General features: G+C 69.1%; 13 protein-coding genes. 3 read left to right on the top strand and 10 right to left on the bottom strand.

Annotated features, from left to right (window positions below; translation table 11 throughout):
- Positions 1–81: 81 nt before the first annotated feature.
- Positions 82–1182 (bottom strand): alpha/beta hydrolase family protein, encoded by a 1101-nt coding sequence (locus tag SLV14N_RS28775; protein WP_208684813.1) that lies wholly within the window; start codon positions 1180–1182, stop codon positions 82–84.
- Positions 1183–1589: 407 nt separating this feature from the next.
- On the opposite strand from SLV14N_RS28775, the gene SLV14N_RS28780 reads away from it, so the two are divergent.
- Both SLV14N_RS28780 and SLV14N_RS28785 read left to right on the top strand, forming a co-directional pair.
- Positions 1590–3932 carry a serine/threonine-protein kinase gene (locus tag SLV14N_RS28780; protein WP_263271677.1) on the top strand — a complete coding sequence of 781 codons (2343 nt, stop codon included), beginning with the start codon at positions 1590–1592 and terminating at the stop codon, positions 3930–3932.
- A gap of 2 nt (positions 3933–3934) precedes the next feature.
- Entirely contained in the window at positions 3935–6418 is a 2484-nt protein-coding gene (locus SLV14N_RS28785; RefSeq protein ID WP_263271678.1) for a PQQ-binding-like beta-propeller repeat protein, read from the top strand.
- Positions 6419–6576: 158 nt separating this feature from the next.
- Here SLV14N_RS28785 and SLV14N_RS28790 read toward each other — a convergent pair whose 3' ends face one another.
- From SLV14N_RS28790 to glnA, 5 genes are all read right to left on the bottom strand, one after another.
- Positions 6577–7137, bottom strand: a complete 561-nt coding sequence (locus SLV14N_RS28790; protein WP_263271679.1) for a GNAT family N-acetyltransferase — start codon at positions 7135–7137, stop codon at positions 6577–6579.
- A gap of 125 nt (positions 7138–7262) precedes the next feature.
- Complete coding sequence (gene secY, locus SLV14N_RS28795) at positions 7263–8573, bottom strand: preprotein translocase subunit SecY (RefSeq protein WP_208684821.1); 1311 nt, start codon at positions 8571–8573, stop codon at positions 7263–7265.
- Between the two features lie 976 nt (positions 8574–9549).
- Entirely contained in the window at positions 9550–9945 is a 396-nt protein-coding gene (locus tag SLV14N_RS28800) for a cellulase (RefSeq protein ID WP_208684822.1), read from the bottom strand.
- Between the two features lie 11 nt (positions 9946–9956).
- Positions 9957–10463 carry a SigE family RNA polymerase sigma factor gene (locus tag SLV14N_RS28805; protein ID WP_208684824.1) on the bottom strand — a complete coding sequence of 169 codons (507 nt, stop codon included), beginning with the start codon at positions 10461–10463 and terminating at the stop codon, positions 9957–9959.
- Positions 10464–11259: 796 nt separating this feature from the next.
- A complete protein-coding gene (gene glnA, locus SLV14N_RS28810; protein WP_018090137.1) occupies positions 11260–12669 on the bottom strand; it encodes a type I glutamate--ammonia ligase in 1410 nt (469 codons plus the stop codon).
- 353 nt (positions 12670–13022) lie between these two features.
- On the opposite strand from glnA, the gene SLV14N_RS28815 reads away from it, so the two are divergent.
- Positions 13023–13490 (top strand): RDD family protein, encoded by a 468-nt coding sequence (locus SLV14N_RS28815; protein WP_263271680.1) that lies wholly within the window; start codon positions 13023–13025, stop codon positions 13488–13490.
- A gap of 287 nt (positions 13491–13777) precedes the next feature.
- Here the strand turns inward: SLV14N_RS28815 and SLV14N_RS28820 are convergent, their stop codons facing one another.
- The 4 genes from SLV14N_RS28820 to lipB all read right to left on the bottom strand — a co-directional run bounded on the left by SLV14N_RS28820 (position 13778) and on the right by lipB (position 16847).
- Entirely contained in the window at positions 13778–14488 is a 711-nt protein-coding gene (locus SLV14N_RS28820; RefSeq protein WP_208684826.1) for a DUF4191 domain-containing protein, read from the bottom strand.
- 10 nt (positions 14489–14498) lie between these two features.
- Complete coding sequence (locus SLV14N_RS28825; RefSeq protein ID WP_018090134.1) at positions 14499–14726, bottom strand: hypothetical protein; 228 nt, start codon at positions 14724–14726, stop codon at positions 14499–14501.
- Between the two features lie 213 nt (positions 14727–14939).
- Positions 14940–15890 carry a lipoyl synthase gene (gene lipA / locus SLV14N_RS28830; protein WP_208684828.1) on the bottom strand — a complete coding sequence of 317 codons (951 nt, stop codon included), beginning with the start codon at positions 15888–15890 and terminating at the stop codon, positions 14940–14942.
- Positions 15891–16031: 141 nt separating this feature from the next.
- On the bottom strand, positions 16032–16847 hold the full coding sequence (gene lipB, locus SLV14N_RS28835; protein WP_127150488.1) for a lipoyl(octanoyl) transferase LipB: 816 nt from the start codon (positions 16845–16847) through the stop codon (positions 16032–16034).
- Positions 16848–17061 lie beyond the last annotated feature (214 nt).

The following is a 17061-nucleotide window of genomic DNA, read 5'->3' on the forward strand; positions in this document are numbered from 1 at the left end:
CCCTCGCGCCGGGCCGGCGGCGGGCCGGTCACGGCGCCGCTCCTGCCTCAAGGAGCGGCGCCGGTCCACCCGCGGTGACGGTCACGGGCGCGCGAAGCGTTTCATGATCAACTTCACGAAGTCGTTCATATCGGCCTGCAGGCAGGCTTGCTGACTGTGTTTGCCGTTGCAGCCCTTGCCCCACGCGCTGCCGTCGCGGTAGTCGGCGAAGCGGTACGGGATGCCTTCCGCCGTCAGGTTGGCGGCGGTCGTCACGGCCGTCTGCCTGACCCGGTTCTCGGCCACGGCCAGGACCGGGTCGACCGTCAGGTTGCCGCCGTCGCCCGCGTACATCGCGACGCCCATCCCGCGCAGCGCCTTGACGTGCTGGGCGGGGCTCTGCTCGTTCCAGACGCCGTCGAGGGGCCACACCGGCGACCCGAAGATCGCGTCGGCCGCGACGGTCGGTGTGCCGTACGCCGGCATCAGCTCGCTGCCGACGACGGCGGCGCGGATCTCCGGGTTCAGATCGAGGTCGCCGGAGAAGCTGCCCACATAGCTGAACAGCTCCGGACGGTGCTCGGCGTAGTGGAACGCCCCGAAGCCGCCCATTGAGTGGCCGGAGACCGCCCGGCCCTCCTTGCCGGGGACCGTCTTCAGGTTGGCGTCGACCAGCGGGATGAGCTGGTCGAGGTGGAAGGTCTCCCAGTTCTGACGGCCGAGCCCGCCGGGGTTGACCCAGTTCGAGTACCAGCCGCGGCCACTGCCGTTCGGCGTCACGGTGATCAGCGGAACGCCTTCGGTCGCCTGCTCGGTGATGGCCTTGTTGCGCGGGGCGTCGGGGTACTCCGGGGCGCCGTGCAGGGTGTAGTTCACCGGGTAGCGGGTGGCGGCAGCGCCGTCGTACCCGGTCGGCAGGGTCACCATGACGGTGTGCTCGCCCGAGACCTGACCCGGCAGCACGGAGTACGCCGGGACCTGGTCGGACTTCACCTTGAAGGTGAACGTGCGCCTGCTGTCGTCCGCCCACTTCGGCTGGCCGACCACCGTGAGGCCGAAACCGTCCGCGAAGTGCGGCGGCGGGGCCGCGGCCTGCGCGGCGGGCACGGCCGGTCCGAACACTCCGAGTGTTCCGGCCAGGGCGGCGAGGCCGGCGAGTGCGGCGGTCCGGCCGCGTAATACGGCCCTGGAAAGGATCTTCATGCAACTTCCCCCGTGTTTCGGTGTGAGACCGATGTGACTGCTCTCAGATGGTGGAGCGACCCGTGTGGCGGTGTCAACAAGGCGTTGTGGCATGAGAGTTGAGCTGCTATGGGGGTGGGTGTGCCCGGCCGCCGGGAGGTCCCCGCCCGAGCGCCCGGGTCCGCCCTCCGCCCGCCCCTCGCAGGTCACGGCTCCCGGCAGGCCCACCCGCACGGCGGGTCGGAGGCAGGGGAAGCGGCGCCGGGGTCAACCCCGGGCGGAGGGTGCGTAGCTCCGGCCCAGCGGCGAGCCGTCGTCCCCAACAGCCGGAAAAGCACCGCCCGTTGGGCCGGACGGGTTGATCCGAATCAGGGTGGGTGCCCGCGGATCCGGCAGTAGCCTGTGGAGGCTCATTGAAGGGGGATGCGATGAAGCAGCTCGGTGCCGCGGACCCGCGGCAGATCGGGCCCTACACGCTCTTCGGCCGCTTGGGTGCCGGAGGGATGGGCGCGGTGTACCTCGGCCGGGCCCGGGGCCGTACGGTCGCGGTGAAGGTGGTGCGGCCGGATCTGGCGCGGGACGACGCGTTCCGGGACCGGTTCCAGCGCGAGGTCGAGGCGGCGCGGCTGGTCTCCGGGGCCTTCACGGCCCCGGTCGTGGACGCCGATACGCGGGCTCAGATCCCGTGGATGGCGACCACCTTCGTCGTCGGCGTATCGCTGGACCAGGCGGTGGGCACACGGGGTCCGCTGCCCGAGAACGTGCTGTGGGCGTTGACGGCCGGGGTGGCGGAGGCGCTGGCCAGTGTGCACGACGCCGGGCTGATCCACCGGGATCTGAAACCGGCGAACGTCCTGCTGGCGCTGGACGGGCCGCGCGTCATCGACTTCGGGATCGCGCGGGCCGTCGACGGCACGGCCCTGACGTCCACCGGCGCGATCATCGGCTCGGCGCCGTTCATGTCGCCGGAGCAGGCGGTGGGGGAGGCGCTCACCTCGGCCAGCGACACCTTCTCGCTGGGCTCGGCGATTGCCTTCGCCGCACGCGGCGACAGTCTGTTCGGCGCGGGTGCGGCAGCGGGGGTGCTGTTCCGCATCGTGCACACCGAACCGGACCTCGGCGCGGTCCCGGCGGGGCTCCGGGACCTGATCGCGGCCTGTCTGGCCAAGGACCCCGACGACCGGCCGACCCCGCGCCAGGTGTCCGAGTTCGTCGAGCGGGAGGGCCACCCCGTCCCGTCGGGCGGCTGGCTCCCGGACGCGGTCGCCGCCGACATCATCGCCGTGCGGGCCGTCATGACGACCCTGCCCGAACCCCCGCCGACCCTGCCGTTCACCCACGTCACCCCGGCCCTCGGCGCTCCGGCCTCCGGGCCGGCGGAACCCGTCCCGGCGGAGTCGGGCGGTCCGGATGCGGGCGGTCCGGAGCTGGGCGGTCCGGAGCCGGGCGGTAATGCAGGCGGTTCGAATGCGGGCGGTCCGGATGCGGGTGGCTCGCAGTCCCCGTCGGGCCGCCCCTGGCTGGGGCGCAGAAAGCTGCTCCTCGGGCTCACCGGGGGAACGCTCGCGGTGGCCGGCGCGGGCACCTGGCTCGGGCTGGCCCTGAGCGCTTCCGGGGAGGCCAAGGACGGGTCGGGCAGCGGCCCCCGCCCCTCTGGCAACGATGTCCCCGAGGCGACCCTGGCCTGGAAGATGAAACAGCCCGCGACCTGCCCGCAGGTGATCTCGACCGACGGCGTGGTGGTGTGCCCCTCCCTCGAGAAGGTCGTGGGGCTCGACGACGACGGCCGTACGAAGTGGACCGTGAACGGCGCCGACCACGGCATCGCCTTCTCGGTTCAGGGCTCGCTGCCGAATGTCATCGCCGCGGTGGACGACGGCCACCTGTACGTGGCCGGGATGGCGATGAAGTCGATGAAGATGCGGAACGCCGTACTCGCCATCGACCTGGCCAAGGGGAAGGCCGCCTGGACAGCGACGCTGGACCGGCCCCACACCCAGGGAGTGCTCCGCTTCTGCGGCATTCTCGACGGCACGGCGTATCTGATCGGCTTCGGGGACGGGAAGGACCACGGTCCGACTCCCGCCGGCTACCACGTCTGGGCGCTGGACCTCGCGTCCCGCAAAACCTCCTGGTTCCACGGCGAGGGCGCGGATCTCATCTTCTCGGCCCTGCCGCAGCGCGGTGACGGCGCCCTGTTCGCGAGCACCACCCGGCTGTGGGCGCTCGACGCCAAGGGCGAGGTCGCGTGGTCGAAGAAGGTGGAGCCGCACACCGTCGACGCCGCCGGGCGGCACTTCGTCCTCGTCGACGGCGGCGGCCGGATGTCGGCGCTGGACGCGGCGACCGGAAAGAGCGTGTGGGAGGTTCCGGACGCCGTCCCGATGTCCCTCCGGGGCGACGGCATCGCCACCGACAAGGACGGAAGCGTCCTGTACGCCCTCTGGCAGGACAAGGACCACGGCTACTCACTGGGCGCCCTGGACAGCGGGACCGGCCGGACGCGGTGGAAGGTGCCGATCCCCGCCGACTCCAAGGACTCCCGGTCCCTCGGCGCCCGCCTCCTGTGTGCCGACGGAAACCTGTACCGGATGGGTGCGGACTCCGTCGTGTGGGCATTTGACCCGTCGAACGGCAAACCCCGCTGGAAGTACACCGGCATGAAGGGAACCGATCCCTCGAAACTGGCGTGGACAGCCGGTGACGGCCGCCTCTGCCTCTCGGACCCGACGGCCACGACAGTCGCCGCACTGCATGCGAACGGAGCCTGAGAATGGAGCCGTTGGACCCCTCGGACCCGCCCCGGGTCGGCCCCTACACACTGCTGGGCCGCCTGGGATCGGGCGGCATGGGATCGGTCTACCTCGGACGGTCGGCCGGTGGCCGCACCGTCGCAGTGAAACTGATCCGCCCGGAACTCGCCGGCGACCCCAAGTTCCGCGCCCGGTTCCGTGCCGAGGTGTCGGCCGCGCGGGCCGCGTCCGGTGCCTTCACCGCCCCGGTGGTCGACGCGGACCCGGACGCCGCCGTGCCGTGGATGGCGACGGCCTTCGTACCGGGGATCTCCCTGCACCGCGCGGTGACGATCGGCGGCCCGCTGCCCGAGACGGCGTTACGGGCCCTGACGGCCGGCATCGCCGAGGCGCTGGTGACCATCCACGCCGCGGGACTGACGCACCGGGACCTGAAACCCGCGAACGTGCTGCTGGCTCTCGACGGGCCGTACGTCATCGACTTCGGCATCGCGCGAGCCGCCGAGGGGACCGCGCTGACCACCACCGGAGTGGTCCTCGGCACACCCGCGTACATGTCGCCCGAGCAGGGAAAAGGGGAACCGCTCTCCCCGGCGAGCGATATGTTCTCGCTGGGTGCGACCCTCGCCTTCGCCGCGCTCGGGTCGAGTCCGTTCGGCACGGGCCGCGTCCCGGACGTCCTGAAACGGGTGGTGGACGACGAGCCGGATCTGTCCGCGGTACCGGACGGGCTGCGCCTGATGGTCGCGGCCTGCCTCGCGAAGGACCCCACCGATCGTCCGACGCCGCGACAGGTCGTCCAATTCATCGAGCGGGAAGCGGAGTCGGCGGCACCGGGAGGCTGGCTGCCCCCGGTCCTGATCGCCGCGATCGAAGAGGCGTCCGCGGTCATGGCGCCCGCCCAGCCGTCCGCTCCGGGCCCGACGCAACGCCTGCCCGCGCTGCCCGACGATGCTGACGCCGCACCGACCCCGGCCACACAACTCCTGTCCGTCCCCGGGGCCTGGCCCTCCCCGGCCGCCGGACAGACGCCCGCGCCGGGGTGGCCGCAACCCTCGTACGCACCCGTCCCGGGCTTCCCGGACGCGCCACCGGCTCCGGACCCGGCCCCGCGGCCCACCCGCCGCAAGCTTCTGCTCGGCCTGGCCGGCGGGACCGTGGCGCTGGCCGGCGGCGGCACGACGCTCGCCCTGTCGCTGTGGGACGGCCGCGCCGACGGGAAACCGTCGGCCGCCCGCTCCCTCAAGGACCCCTCGCGCTCGCTCGCCACCCGCACCGCCGCGACCCCGCTGTGGACGGCGCCCCTCACCGAACCGCTGACCCAGGTGACGGGCGGGGACGGGACGGTCGTCGCCGTCAGCGGCAAGCACCTCTGGGCCTTCGACCGGGCAGGCCGCCCCAAGTGGGGGCCGCTGGACAACCTCTCGACCCAGATGACCGCCGGTATGGGCGGCTGCCCCGTCGCCGTCGGCCACGGCAGGGCGTTCGCCGTGGGGCAGACGAAGATGCGCGGCCGGACGGGCTGGGTGCTTGAACCGGCCCATGTACTGCGGGCCGTGGACCTCGCCACCGGCAAGGTCGCCTGGACCACCGGCGGGCCGGACACCGAAGTGGCCACCGCGTGGTTGCCCGGGACGCTCGACGACACGGTCTACGTCACCGGCACGATGTCGCGCAGCAACCTCTCCTCCGACATGAAGAAGCTGCGCTCCCAACTCGAAAAGCTGCGCTCCGGCCAGTCGAAGGGATTGGACCCGTTCTCCCAAAAGAGCTTCATCTGGGCCGTGGACCAGGCGACCGGAAAGATCCGCTGGGAGACCACCGTCGCGAGCGCCACCCTGGGACAGAACTCCCTGAAAGTCCCGTCGTCCGGTACCCGCCTGCTGTGGACGAGCAGCAACCCCGACGGGAGCGCCCCGAAGCTCTCCGGACTGGACATCAACGCCCGCGGCAAGCCCCAGTGGCAACAGCCCGTCCCAGGAGGCGGCCAGACCTCCGGCCACGGCAACGACATCTTCAGCGTCTCCTGGCACGATGGCCCGCACTGCTCAGCCGGCGGCAACTTCCTCTACCTGTCCGACCGCCTCTATGCCGTCGACGCGACAAACGGCCAGGAGGCCTGGCACTCCCCCGACCGCAGGATCTTCCACGCCGTGGCGGCCGCACCCGACGGCGCCACCGTCTACGCCGCCGGCCCCGACTACCAGGGCCACCTCTTCGTCTACGCCTTCCACGCCAAAACCGGCACCGTACGCTGGGCAGGCTCCCTCCCGACCCTCCGCTCCGGAGTCCTCGCCCTCCAGTGCACCGCCGACAAGCTCTACCTCTGGGCCCAGGCCCAACTCTGGGCCCTCGACACCGACAACGGAAAAGCCCACTGGACCTACGAATTCAGCGGCAGCACCGCCTCATGGACCTCCCCCGTAGCCTTCTGGGCCGACAACGACCAGGTCTACGGACCTACGGATAAAGGACTGACGGCGATCCGGGCCAGCGGGAAGTGACCGGTTCCGCAGACTGCCCCCACAGAGACGCACAACGAGCGGTTGCCTTCGCCCCAGGGGGAGGCAACCGCTCGGGAAGTCTCGGCCGTTGGCCGGTGAGACCGGCACCCGGCGGCGGCTGACTGCCTGATGACTCGATGCCGCGCAAACCAGGGCTACTACTGCTTCCACTGCTCCCTGGTGATCTCGTACCGGACGCCCCCGTGCACGGAGCCCTCGATCATCTCCATGTCGGAGGGGGTGGGGATGTTGTCCGTGAGCGTCATCTTGAGCTTTTCCATGATGTTGCGCGAACCGTGGTTCACGGACATCGTCTCGGCCCAGATCATGCGCACACCGAGCTCAGTGAATGCCTTCGCCAGCAAGGCTCGCGAGCCCTCGGTCGCATAGCCCTTGCCCCATGCCGCCTGTCGCAGCCGGTAGCCGAGTTCGACTTCGTCCAGCGGGCCCTCTGGTTGTGGACGGGAGTGGAACCAGCCGATAAATGCACCGCCGTCCTTTTCGTGCGCGGCGAAGAGCCCCAGTGCGCCGTCCCACCGCTCGTAGCCGGCGAGGATGCGCGGCAGGTATTGCTCTCGGACGACCTGCGGCGCGGTGGGCCGGCCGCCGGTCAGGTAGCGCATCACCGCTGGGTCGCTGTCCAGCTCGATCAGCAGGTCGGCGTCATCGGCAGTGAAGCGCCGCAGGACCAGGCGATCGGTCTCCAGATAGGTATCCATGAACAGATCATGACTGGAGCAAGCCGGGCAGCCCACCGGATTTCCTCGGAACCTCGAGAACTCCGCTGCTTCCAAGGCCGAAGTGCGACTGGCTGCGGTGGCCATTGCGGCCAGGGCAATCCGAGTCAGCGCAGAAACCCTTCGTAATTGCGTTGCTGGAGCTGACTCTCGATCTGCTTCACGGTCTCCAATCCGACACTCACGATGATGAGGATGCTTGTGCCGCCGAACGGGAAATCGCTGCTGTGGAACAGCACCAGTGCCGCTGTGGGCACAAGGGCGATCAGCCCAAGGTAGAGCGCTCCCGGCCAGGTGATCCGGTTGAGCACGTAGCCCAGGTAGTCAGCCGTGGGTCGTCCAGCCCGGATACCGGGGATGAACCCGCCATGCTTCTTCATGTTGTCGGCAACTTCTTTGGGGGTAAAGGAGATGGCGACGTAGAAGAATGCGAAGAAAACGATCAGCAGGAAGTAAAGCGTCAGATAGATCGGTTGGTCACCCCTGGCGAGATTGGTGGCGATCCACCGGGCCCACCCTGACGATGAGTTACCGCCGAGATCGATCAAACTGGGGATGGAAAGTAGCGATGAGGCGAAGATGACGGGAACTACACCCGCCTGGTTCACCTTCAGCGGGATGTAGGTCGAAGTGCCGCCATAGGAACGGCGGCCGATCATTCGTTTTGCATACTGGACCGGGATCCGGCGCTGCGCCTGCTCGACGAAGACCACGAGGCAAACCATGCAGAGGCCGACCGCGATCACGATGGCGAACTCGCCCCAGCCGCCCAGGATTTCACCCGACTTCTTGATCCCCCACAGGTTGGCCGGGAAGCTGGCGGCGAGGGAGGTGAACATCAGGATTGACATGCCGTTGCCGATGCCGCGGTCGGTGATGAGCTCTCCGAGCCACATCACCAGGGCGGTGCCGCCGGTCATGGTGATGACCATGACGGAGGTCTGGAAGACCGAGGTGTCCGGGACGATCTGGTTGCGGACCTGGCAGGTGGGGAAGAGCCCACCGCTTTGGGCTTTGGCTACAAGGGCGGCGCCCTGAAGCACCGCCAGGCCCAGCGTCAGGTACCGGGTGTACTGGGTGATCTTCGCGGTGCCCGACTGGCCCTCCTTCTTCAGCGCCTCCAGGCGCGGAATGACCACCGTCAGCAGCTGAAGAATGATGCTCGCCGTGATGTACGGCGTGATCCCCAGGGCGAAGATGGTGAGCTGCAGTAGCGCACCACCGCTGAACATGTTGATCAGGCTGAAGAGGCCGTCGTTGCCGCCGCCCGCCTTGATGCACTGCGTAACGCTCCGATAATCCACCCCAGGGACTGGAACGTTCTGCCCCAACCGATAGAGAAGCAAGATTCCAAGCGTGAAGAGTATCTTTTTGCGAAGGCCGGGTTCTTTGAATACCCTCACGAATACGGCAGGCACTTTTCAAGTCGTCCTTAATCTCTCGAGTTGATAGGTGTTTGCACTGATTCCCGGCTTCCCTTGCCCGCCGAGTTGCTGCCACCCCAGTGGTCGGAACACCCGTTGGTGACGGCTCGCTGAGGTGCAGTCATTCAGCTTCCGAAGCAATCGGTCAGGTAAGGCGCATGGGTAGGAGTTGGGTCGACCGCGGTTATCTTCGCGGGCTGACATCAATCACCTCTGTCGATCTGAATGCGCCTCAACATTCCAGTTGCAGGCAGCTGTCATCGCTGGCCAGGAGTAGCTTTCTGAGTGCAGCAAAGACTGACGTGAAGTCATGGAGCTCGTGCGCCGGCACGTCTTTGGTAGCGGCATCGCATGGCGATCTCTTGGTTGGCGCCTTCGCCGGCGGGACCCGCTCAATGGCTGGTTGTCTGTGAAATAACGGCTCTGCCCGATTGCGGTGGGGCCAACAGGCACTCTGGCAGCGTCGTTGTTGCTGATGTGGAGATTCTGGAGATCGTCTTCCGTCAGATAGTTGCTTCCGCAGGTGCCCGGCATGTGGATGTCGACGGCGAGTTGGTTCGGGTAATGCCCTGACCCGCTGCGGCCCGGTGGCCTGGTCGCGGCGTGGGCAGCCGACCCGGCGGGTACGCGGATCTCACCGGTGTCGGCTCGCGGGTCTGCCGGTCGGCGGGCGGTCGGTGGTGGTCGACTCGAAGCTCCAGCAGCAGTGCGGCGCAGCGCTCGCATGGGGCGAGGCGCTCCTCGACCCGGTGCCGCCGCCGAACGGAGCCGCGCAGGTGAGCGGCGAGTTTCGAAGCGTACTGACGACGCTCCCGCTCCATCTCCTCCATCCCGGGCGCGCTGTCAGTTTGGCGTCAGGCTGTTCCGCCAGCGGGTCGATGCCCGCCGCTCCAAGATCCCCCCGCCTTGGTCTCGGTTCCCGCCGTTACCGTCCGCTCCTCAACCGCCATGGTCCGAACCGTGGCCGGCGCTACTTGGCCTTTGAGGTGTGAGTCGGGATCGGGGCCGGCGCGGTCGTGCAGGTGCGGGTGGGCATCGGGACCGGCACGGTCGTCGATGTGTGGGTCGGAATGTGGACCGGCACGGTCGTGCAGGTGCGGGTCGGAAGGGGGACCGGCGCGGTCGTGGAGGTGGGTTGGTGATGAGGAACGGTGGGCCCGCCTTGAGCGGAAGCGCTCGGCAGGACTTCCAACCCGACGCCGAGCCCGGCGATCGTCAGCGCCGAGCCGGTGGCCACCCAGACCGTCCGGGCACGCCGACGGGCACGGACCCCAGCTTGCAGCCGCTGCCGGTGCTGATCCTCAAAGGGGGTGTTTGCCTGGGTATCGCGCATCATCCGCGCGAGTTCGTGTTCGAAGTCTTCCATGATGTCTCCTTTCACTTCACCGGCTCGATGGCGTCACCCAGGAGCTGCCGCAGCCGCGCCACGCCCCGTGACGTAAGGGACCGGACGGTGCCCACCGGGCACCCCAGCGCCTCGGCAACCTGCACCTCGGACAAGTCCTGGTAATAGCGCAGCACCACCGCGGCGCGCTGTCGCACCGGCAGCAATGCCAACGCCGCCTCCAACCGAGTCCGTTCCTCCACGGCAGCGGCCACATCGCCGGCCTCGGGAAGCTCCGGCAACCGTTCCACCGGACGCTCGCCCCACCAGCGACGTCGCGCCGAGCGCGCCGCCGCACGTGCCAGCACCCGGCGCACATACGCCTCCGGCGCCTGCTCTGCCACCCTCGGCCACGCGAACCACAGCTTGACCAGCGCCTCCTGCAGCAGATCCTCGGCCCGATGCCGATCTCCACCGGTGAGCAGATGCGCCAGGTGAAGCAGTGCCGACCAACGAGCCGCGACGAACCGGTCGAACGCATCGGCCCGCAACTGCCCCATCAACGCCGTCCCTCGCCTCGATCACTCGCCTACACCCCTACAAAGGCACTGACCCACGTCCCGCTATGCAGCCCCCGGGCGTGAGCTGCCTCACACACCCACCTCGGCCCGTGCGCAAGCTCCCACACCGAAGCGCACATCCCGTGGGCGTTCATGTCGCGAGGGGGGCCGTTGCCGCCGGTCCCGGCAGCAACGGACCAGGAACCCGGCCGATGGCCGCTGGACGCTCGTGCGTGTCTGCAGGGATCTTGTTCGTGCCGCTCACGGGGACCCAGTGGGAGTGGCTGCCGCGGGAGTTGGGCTTCGGCTCGGAAATGACGTCCCGGCCCCGGCCTGTGTCATCACGCCACGACCGTCGCCTCGACACGCACCCGCGGGTGCCACCCGATGCCAGGAGTGCGGCTTTCCAGGCGATGAACAAGACCCTGGACAAGTCCCGTCGACTCAGCTCAGCGGCGCCCCTGCCGCGATCAGGCAGCGCTCGTAGCGGCGGTGCACGCGTCCGCTAACGGTCAGCCGAGGCCAGATCAGCGACCCGGCCCATTGCCAGGAGACCAAGAGGTCCTCTGAGTGGACGCTGATGACTCCACACGCAAGTGAGGGCCGCCACCTCCTTGCCGGAGGCGGCGGCCCTCACTCTCGCATCTGATTGTCGGTCAGGAATTGAAACTGTTGGTGCACACCCGGTGCACCAGCACCTGGAAACCAGCCAGGAAAAGTGGGAACCACTGAGCAGCGTTCTCCCAGCTCACAGCAGGTTTCCGGTGCCTGGCTCCGGGTTACTCAACCCTGCTTTTTAGATGTCGAAGTAAAGCTCGAACTCGTGCGGGTGCGGCCGCAGCTGGATCGGGGCGATCTCGTTGGTGCGCTTGTAGTCGATCCAGGTCTCGATCAGGTCGGAGGTGAAGACGCCGCCCTGCTGGAGGTACTCGTTGTCGGCCTCGAGGGCGTCGAGGACGGCCGGGAGGGAGGTCGGGACCTGGGGGACGCCCGCGTGCTCCTCGGGGGCGAGCTCGTAGAGGTCCTTGTCGATCGGCTCGGCCGGCTCGATCTTGTTCTTGACGCCGTCCAGGCCCGCGAGGAGGAGGGCGGAGAAGGCGAGGTACGGGTTCGAGGACGGGTCCGGGGCGCGGAACTCGACGCGCTTGGCCTTGGGGTTCGAGCCCGTGATCGGGATACGCATGGCCGCGGAGCGGTTGCGCTGCGAGTAGACCAGGTTGACCGGGGCCTCGAAGCCGGGGACCAGGCGGTGGTAGGAGTTCACCGTCGGGTTGGTGAAGGCCAGCAGCGACGGGGCGTGCTTGAGGATGCCGCCGATGTAGTAGCGGGCGGTGTCCGAGAGGCCCGCGTAGCCCTGCTCGTCGTAGAAGAGGGGCGCGCCACCCTGCCACAGGGACTGGTGGACGTGCATACCGGAGCCGTTGTCACCGAAGATCGGCTTGGGCATGAAGGTCGCGGTCTTGCCGTTGCGCCAGGCGACGTTCTTCACGATGTACTTGAAGAGCATCAGGTCGTCGGCGGCGGCGAGCAGCGTGTTGAACTTGTAGTTGATCTCCGCCTGGCCGGCCGTGCCGACCTCGTGGTGCTGGCGCTCGACCTCCAGGCCGGCCTTGTCCAGCTCCAGGGAGATCTCGGCGCGCAGGTCGGCGAAGTGGTCGACCGGCGGGGCCGGGAAGTAGCCGCCCTTGTACCGGACCTTGTAGCCGCGGTTGTTCTCCTCCGAGCCGGTGTTCCAGGCGCCGGCCTCGGAGTCGATGTGGTAGAAGGACTGGTTCGCGCCGGTCTCGAAGCGCACGCTGTCGAAGACGTAGAACTCGGCCTCGGGGCCGAAGAACGCGGTGTCCGCGATGCCGGTGGAGGCGAGGTAGGCCTCGGCCTTCTTGGCGATGTTGCGCGGGTCACGGCTGTACTGCTCGCCCGTGATCGGGTCGTGGATGAAGAAGTTGATGTTGACGGTCTTGTCGCGGCGGAACGGGTCCACGCGAGCCGTCGACAGGTCCGCGCGCAGCGCCATGTCGGACTCGTGAATGGCCTGGAAGCCGCGGATCGAGGAGCCGTCGAAGGCGAGTTCCTCGGCCGGGTCGAACGCCTTTGCCGGGATGGTGAAGTGCTGCATCACACCGGGCAGGTCGCAGAACCTGACGTCGACGAACTTCACGTCCTCGTCCGCGATGAACTTCTTGGCCTCGTCGGCGTTCTGGAACATCCAACTCCTCCTAGCCCGGTCACCGGTCGGCGGACGCGGGATTGCTACTCGGAACGCGACCATGTGCGGTGGCGCGATGCCCGACCATAGGCAGGCGGGATTTCCCAAGCATGACCCATTTGTTTCGCCGAGGTTAACCGGCAGCGGCCGCCCTTACCTCCCAGTGTGCGCCAAAGAGGGGCGTTCCGGGCGGCCGCTGCCGCCGTCCCGGCCGGTGGCCCGCCGAGCCGTCCTGCCCCCTTCTGGACCGCGCCTCCCGGACGGCCCCTCGCGCGCGGTCCGTGCGGCCCGCCGCCCCCGCCCCGACCGGCCCTCCGGGAAGGGAACGTATGCGGTCGCAGTACCGTGGTCGGGTGGACAACAGGCGAGCAATCGGATCGTGGATCTCCGGGCCCCGCGCGGCAGCCGAGGACATGGGTGTCGAGTTCGGACACCGCGGGCAGCAGCTCGGGCTGCCGGAGGAGGGGCCGGGCTCGATCGCGCGCCCCGGGCGGCGTTTCGCCGCGCTCTTCATCGACTGGGCGCTGTGCCTGCTCATCGCGTACGGCCTGCTCAGCGGCGGTAGGGCGCAGGCGGCGAGCAACTGGGCGCTGGTGGTCTTCGCGGTGCTCAGCGTCCTGACGGTCGGCACGGTCGGCTTCACCCCGGGCAAGCGGCTGCTGGGCCTGCGGGTGATCGCCGAGGGCGGTGGCCGGATCTCGCTGCCGCGGGTCGTGCTGCGCACGGTGCTGCTGGTGGTGGTCATTCCGGCGGTGGTGTGGGACCGGGACGGGCGGGGGCTGCACGATCGCCTCGCACGTGCCGTACAGGTCCGTCTGTGAGGGGCGGGACGCCGTAGCCGTACCGGGGAAGCCGATGGCTCGTCGTGGGCCCGGTGGCGTGGCCGTAGAGCCCGAAGAGCTCCCGTAGAGCTCTACGAGGGCCCCGCCTCAGCCCCCATCAGCGCGCACCAGCCCCCGGCCGCGCGCACCCCTCGCCGCATTCGCACCGCCTGCGGGCCTGCCGCCCACCGACCGCATACGAAACGCCCCGGAGCCCAAGGGCCCGGGGCGTCGTCGTGCGGTCAGGTGTCGGTCCGGCGGCCGGTGTAGGTGCGGCCGGCGGGCGGTCAGCGCATCTTGCCGCCGCCCTTGGGCATCCGCATGCCCTTCGGCATCGGGCCCTTCGGGACCGGCATGTTGCTCATCAGGTCGCCCAGCGCCTTGAGCCGGTCGTTGACGGCCGTCACCTGCGCGCCGGGCAGCACCCGCGGCAGCTTCAGCAGCGTCGTACGGAGCTTCTTCAGCGACACCTGGCCCTCGTCGTCGCCCACGATGATGTCGTGGACCGGGGCGTCGGCGACGGTACGCGCCATCCGCTTCTTCTCGGCGGCCAGCAGGCCACGGAGACGGTTCGGGTTGCCCTCGCCGACCAGCACGATGCCGGCCTTGCCGACGGCACGGTGGACCACGTCCTGGCTGCGGTTCATGGCCACCGCGGGGGTGACCGTCCAGCCGCGGCCGACGTTGTCCAGCACGGCGGCGGCCGCACCGGGCTGGCCTTCCATCTGCCCGAAGGCAGCTCGCTCGGCGCGCCGTCCGAAGACGATCGCCATCGCGAGGAAGGCCAGGACGAAGCCCAGGATCCCCGCGTAGATGGGGTGGCCGATCGCGAAGCCGATGGCAAGGAGAACGCCGAATACGACGATGCCTACACCAGCGACGACAAGACCGACCTTGGAGTCGACCCGACGGGTCATCTTGTAGGTCAGGGCGATCTGCTTCAGCCGCCCGGTGTTCTCAGCGCCGGCAGCGCCGTCTGAGTTTGCCTTCCTCGCCATACAGCGAAGTTTACGTGGCGTGCGGGCGCCGGGTCGCCGCGGCCTCCAGTACGTACTCGGCCTCGTGGCGGTCCTTGGCGCGGCGGCGGTCCTCCAGGACGGACGTCCAGGCGTTACGGCGGGCGGTGCGCTGCCCGCCACGCATCAGGACGGCCTCGACGGCACGCAGGGCGCCGGTGACCGAGGGGAGCGGGAGAGCGGGGCTGGCGGGTGTGGCGCGGAGCGGCGCGGCCTGCATGGTGGGTGACTCCCTCTGATCTGTTCGGAGAAGCAGGAGTGAGGTGCGGGAGCGGTGCGTGCATCCATCGTCACCGAAAGGTGTTACCAACGGATGACCTGCCGGTCAAACACCAATGAAACGTTGACGCGGCCCCCACGCCCCCCGTCCTGGGGGAGTGCGGGCCGCGTCCTCAGCATGTGCCACGTTTCACAAGACGGCGCGCCGGGAGCGTCAAACCGCCTGACTGGACGCCTCGACCTCGCGCCGCTCGACGGCCTGCTGGTAAAGGCGGCCGGCGCGGTAGGAGGAGCGGACCAGCGGGCCGGACATGACACCCGCGTAGCCGATCTCCTCGGCCTCTTCCTTCAGCTCCACGAACTCGGCGGGCTTGACCCAGCGGTCGATGGGGTGGTGGCGCACGGTCGGTCGCAGGTACTGGGTGATCGTGATCAGCTCGCAGCCCGCGTCGTAGAGGTCCTGCAGCGCCTGGCTGATCTCCTCGCGCTCCTCGCCCATGCCCAGGATGAGGTTGGACTTGGTGACCAGACCGGCCTCGCGGGACTTGGAGATGACCTCCAGCGAGCGCTCGTAACGGAAGCCGGGGCGGATCCGCTTGAAGATCCGCGGGACCGTCTCGACGTTGTGGGCCAGCACCTCCGGGCGGGAGGAGAAGACCTCGGCGAGCTGCTCGGGGACCGCGTTGAAGTCGGGGATCAGCAGCTCGACGCCGGTGTCGGGCATCGCGGCGTGGATCTGCCGGACCGTCTCGGCGTAGAGCCAGGCGCCGCCGTCGTCCAGGTCGTCGCGCGCGACGCCGGTGATCGTGGCGTACTTCAGGCCCATGGTCTGCACGGACTCGGCGACCCGGCGGGGCTCGTCGCGGTCCAGGGGCTGCGGCTTCCCGGTGTCGATCAGACAGAAGTCGCAACGGCGGGTGCACTGCTCGCCGCCGATGAGGAACGTGGCCTCGCGGTCCTCCCAGCATTCGAAGATGTTGGGACAGCCCGCCTCCTGGCAGACCGTGTGCAGACCCTCGCTCTTGACCAGGCCCTGGAGGTGGTTGTACTCGGGACCCATTTTCGCCCGGGTCTTGATCCACTCGGGCTTGCGCTCGATGGGGGTCTGGCTGTTCCGGACCTCCAGGCGCAACATCTTGCGTCCGTCGGGTGCGACTGCGGACACGTCCGGCTCCCTACGACTTCGTTTCTTCGGCGTACACCAGGGTACGCCCGTTGATTCGCACGTCTTTACGTGCGGTGCAACCCCGTATGGCGGGGTTGCATTCCCGGTGGTCTCCGGGGTGCATGGTCGGCGGCCGTCCGGTCAGACCGCGCGGGGGAGCAGCTCGGCGCCCTCGAGGACGTCCCGCAGATGCTTCTCGGCGACGGGCAGTACATCGGCGATGGTGATCTCGCGGCCGAGCTCGTTGGCCAGGGAGGCGACACCGGCGTCCCGGATGCCGCACGGCACGATCTTGTCGAACGAGGTGTTGTCGGGGTTCACGTTGAGCGCGAAGCCGTGCATCGTGACGCCCTTGGCGACGCGGATGCCGATCGCGGCGAGCTTGCGGTCCTCACGGCGCTGGCCGGCGTTGGACGGCGCGTACTCCGGGCCGTTCAGCCGCGGGTCGAACAGCTCGTCCGTGACCCGCGGGTCGAAGTCGAGATTCAGCCCGCCCAGGGCCGCCCGCTCCTCGACCGGGTCGCCCAGCACCCACACACCGCTGCGGCCCTCGACCCGGGTGCCCGTGACGCCGAACTCGGCGCAGACCCGGATCAGTGCCTCTTCGAGGCGGCGGACATGGGCCACGACGTCAACCGGGCGCGGCAGCTTCTGGATGGGGTAGCCCACCAGCTGGCCCGGCCCGTGCCAGGTGATCTTCCCGCCGCGGTCCACGTCGACAACCGGGGTCCCGTCCAGCGGGCGCTCGTCGTCGGAGGTACGCCGTCCGGCGGTGTAGACGGCCTGGTGCTCCAGCAGCAGACAGGTGTCGGGCACCTCGTCGGCGAACCGGGCGGTATGCACCCGGCGCTGCTCCTGCCAGGCAGATGTGTACTCCACGGCGTCGGCGCCGAAGCCCAGATGCACAAAGCGCAGCCCCTCGGGTGCGGGGGTCTCCCCCCGAGAGATCGCAGTCACGGCAGCTCCTCTTCGAACCTCTGTTGCACTTTGCTGCAACGTTGATGCCACTTCGCGCCCATGCCACTGTACGGCCGCCGTGCCCGGTCCCCGCAGGCGGCCGCTGTCCCGGCCGGTGCGTCCCTGCTCACACGATCGGATGAACGCGGGTCACAGGGCCGCGAATGGGCCGCCGAAGGCCGTTACATTCACGCCGTTCCACAAGGGCGATGAG

The organism is Streptomyces sp. Je 1-4 4N24 (assembly GCF_026239515.1).
Taxonomy (GTDB): domain Bacteria; phylum Actinomycetota; class Actinomycetes; order Streptomycetales; family Streptomycetaceae; genus Streptomyces; species Streptomyces nigrescens.

Bases quoted from the DNA above. Each gene is read 5' to 3' on its own strand.
- SLV14N_RS28775 (WP_208684813.1), bottom strand. From the start codon at position 1,182: ATGAAGATCCTTTCCAGGGCCGTATTACGCGGCCGGACCGCCGCACTC.
- SLV14N_RS28780 (WP_263271677.1), top strand. From the start codon at position 1,590: ATGAAGCAGCTCGGTGCCGCGGACCCGCGGCAGATCGGGCCCTACACG.
- SLV14N_RS28785 (WP_263271678.1), top strand. From the start codon at position 3,935: ATGGAGCCGTTGGACCCCTCGGACCCGCCCCGGGTCGGCCCCTACACA.
- SLV14N_RS28790 (WP_263271679.1), bottom strand. From the start codon at position 7,137: ATGGATACCTATCTGGAGACCGATCGCCTGGTCCTGCGGCGCTTCACT.
- SLV14N_RS28800 (WP_208684822.1), bottom strand. From the start codon at position 9,945: ATGGAAGACTTCGAACACGAACTCGCGCGGATGATGCGCGATACCCAG.
- SLV14N_RS28805 (WP_208684824.1), bottom strand. From the start codon at position 10,463: ATGGGGCAGTTGCGGGCCGATGCGTTCGACCGGTTCGTCGCGGCTCGT.
- glnA (WP_018090137.1), bottom strand. From the start codon at position 12,669: ATGTTCCAGAACGCCGACGAGGCCAAGAAGTTCATCGCGGACGAGGAC.
- SLV14N_RS28820 (WP_208684826.1), bottom strand. From the start codon at position 14,488: ATGGCGAGGAAGGCAAACTCAGACGGCGCTGCCGGCGCTGAGAACACC.
- SLV14N_RS28825 (WP_018090134.1), bottom strand. From the start codon at position 14,726: ATGCAGGCCGCGCCGCTCCGCGCCACACCCGCCAGCCCCGCTCTCCCG.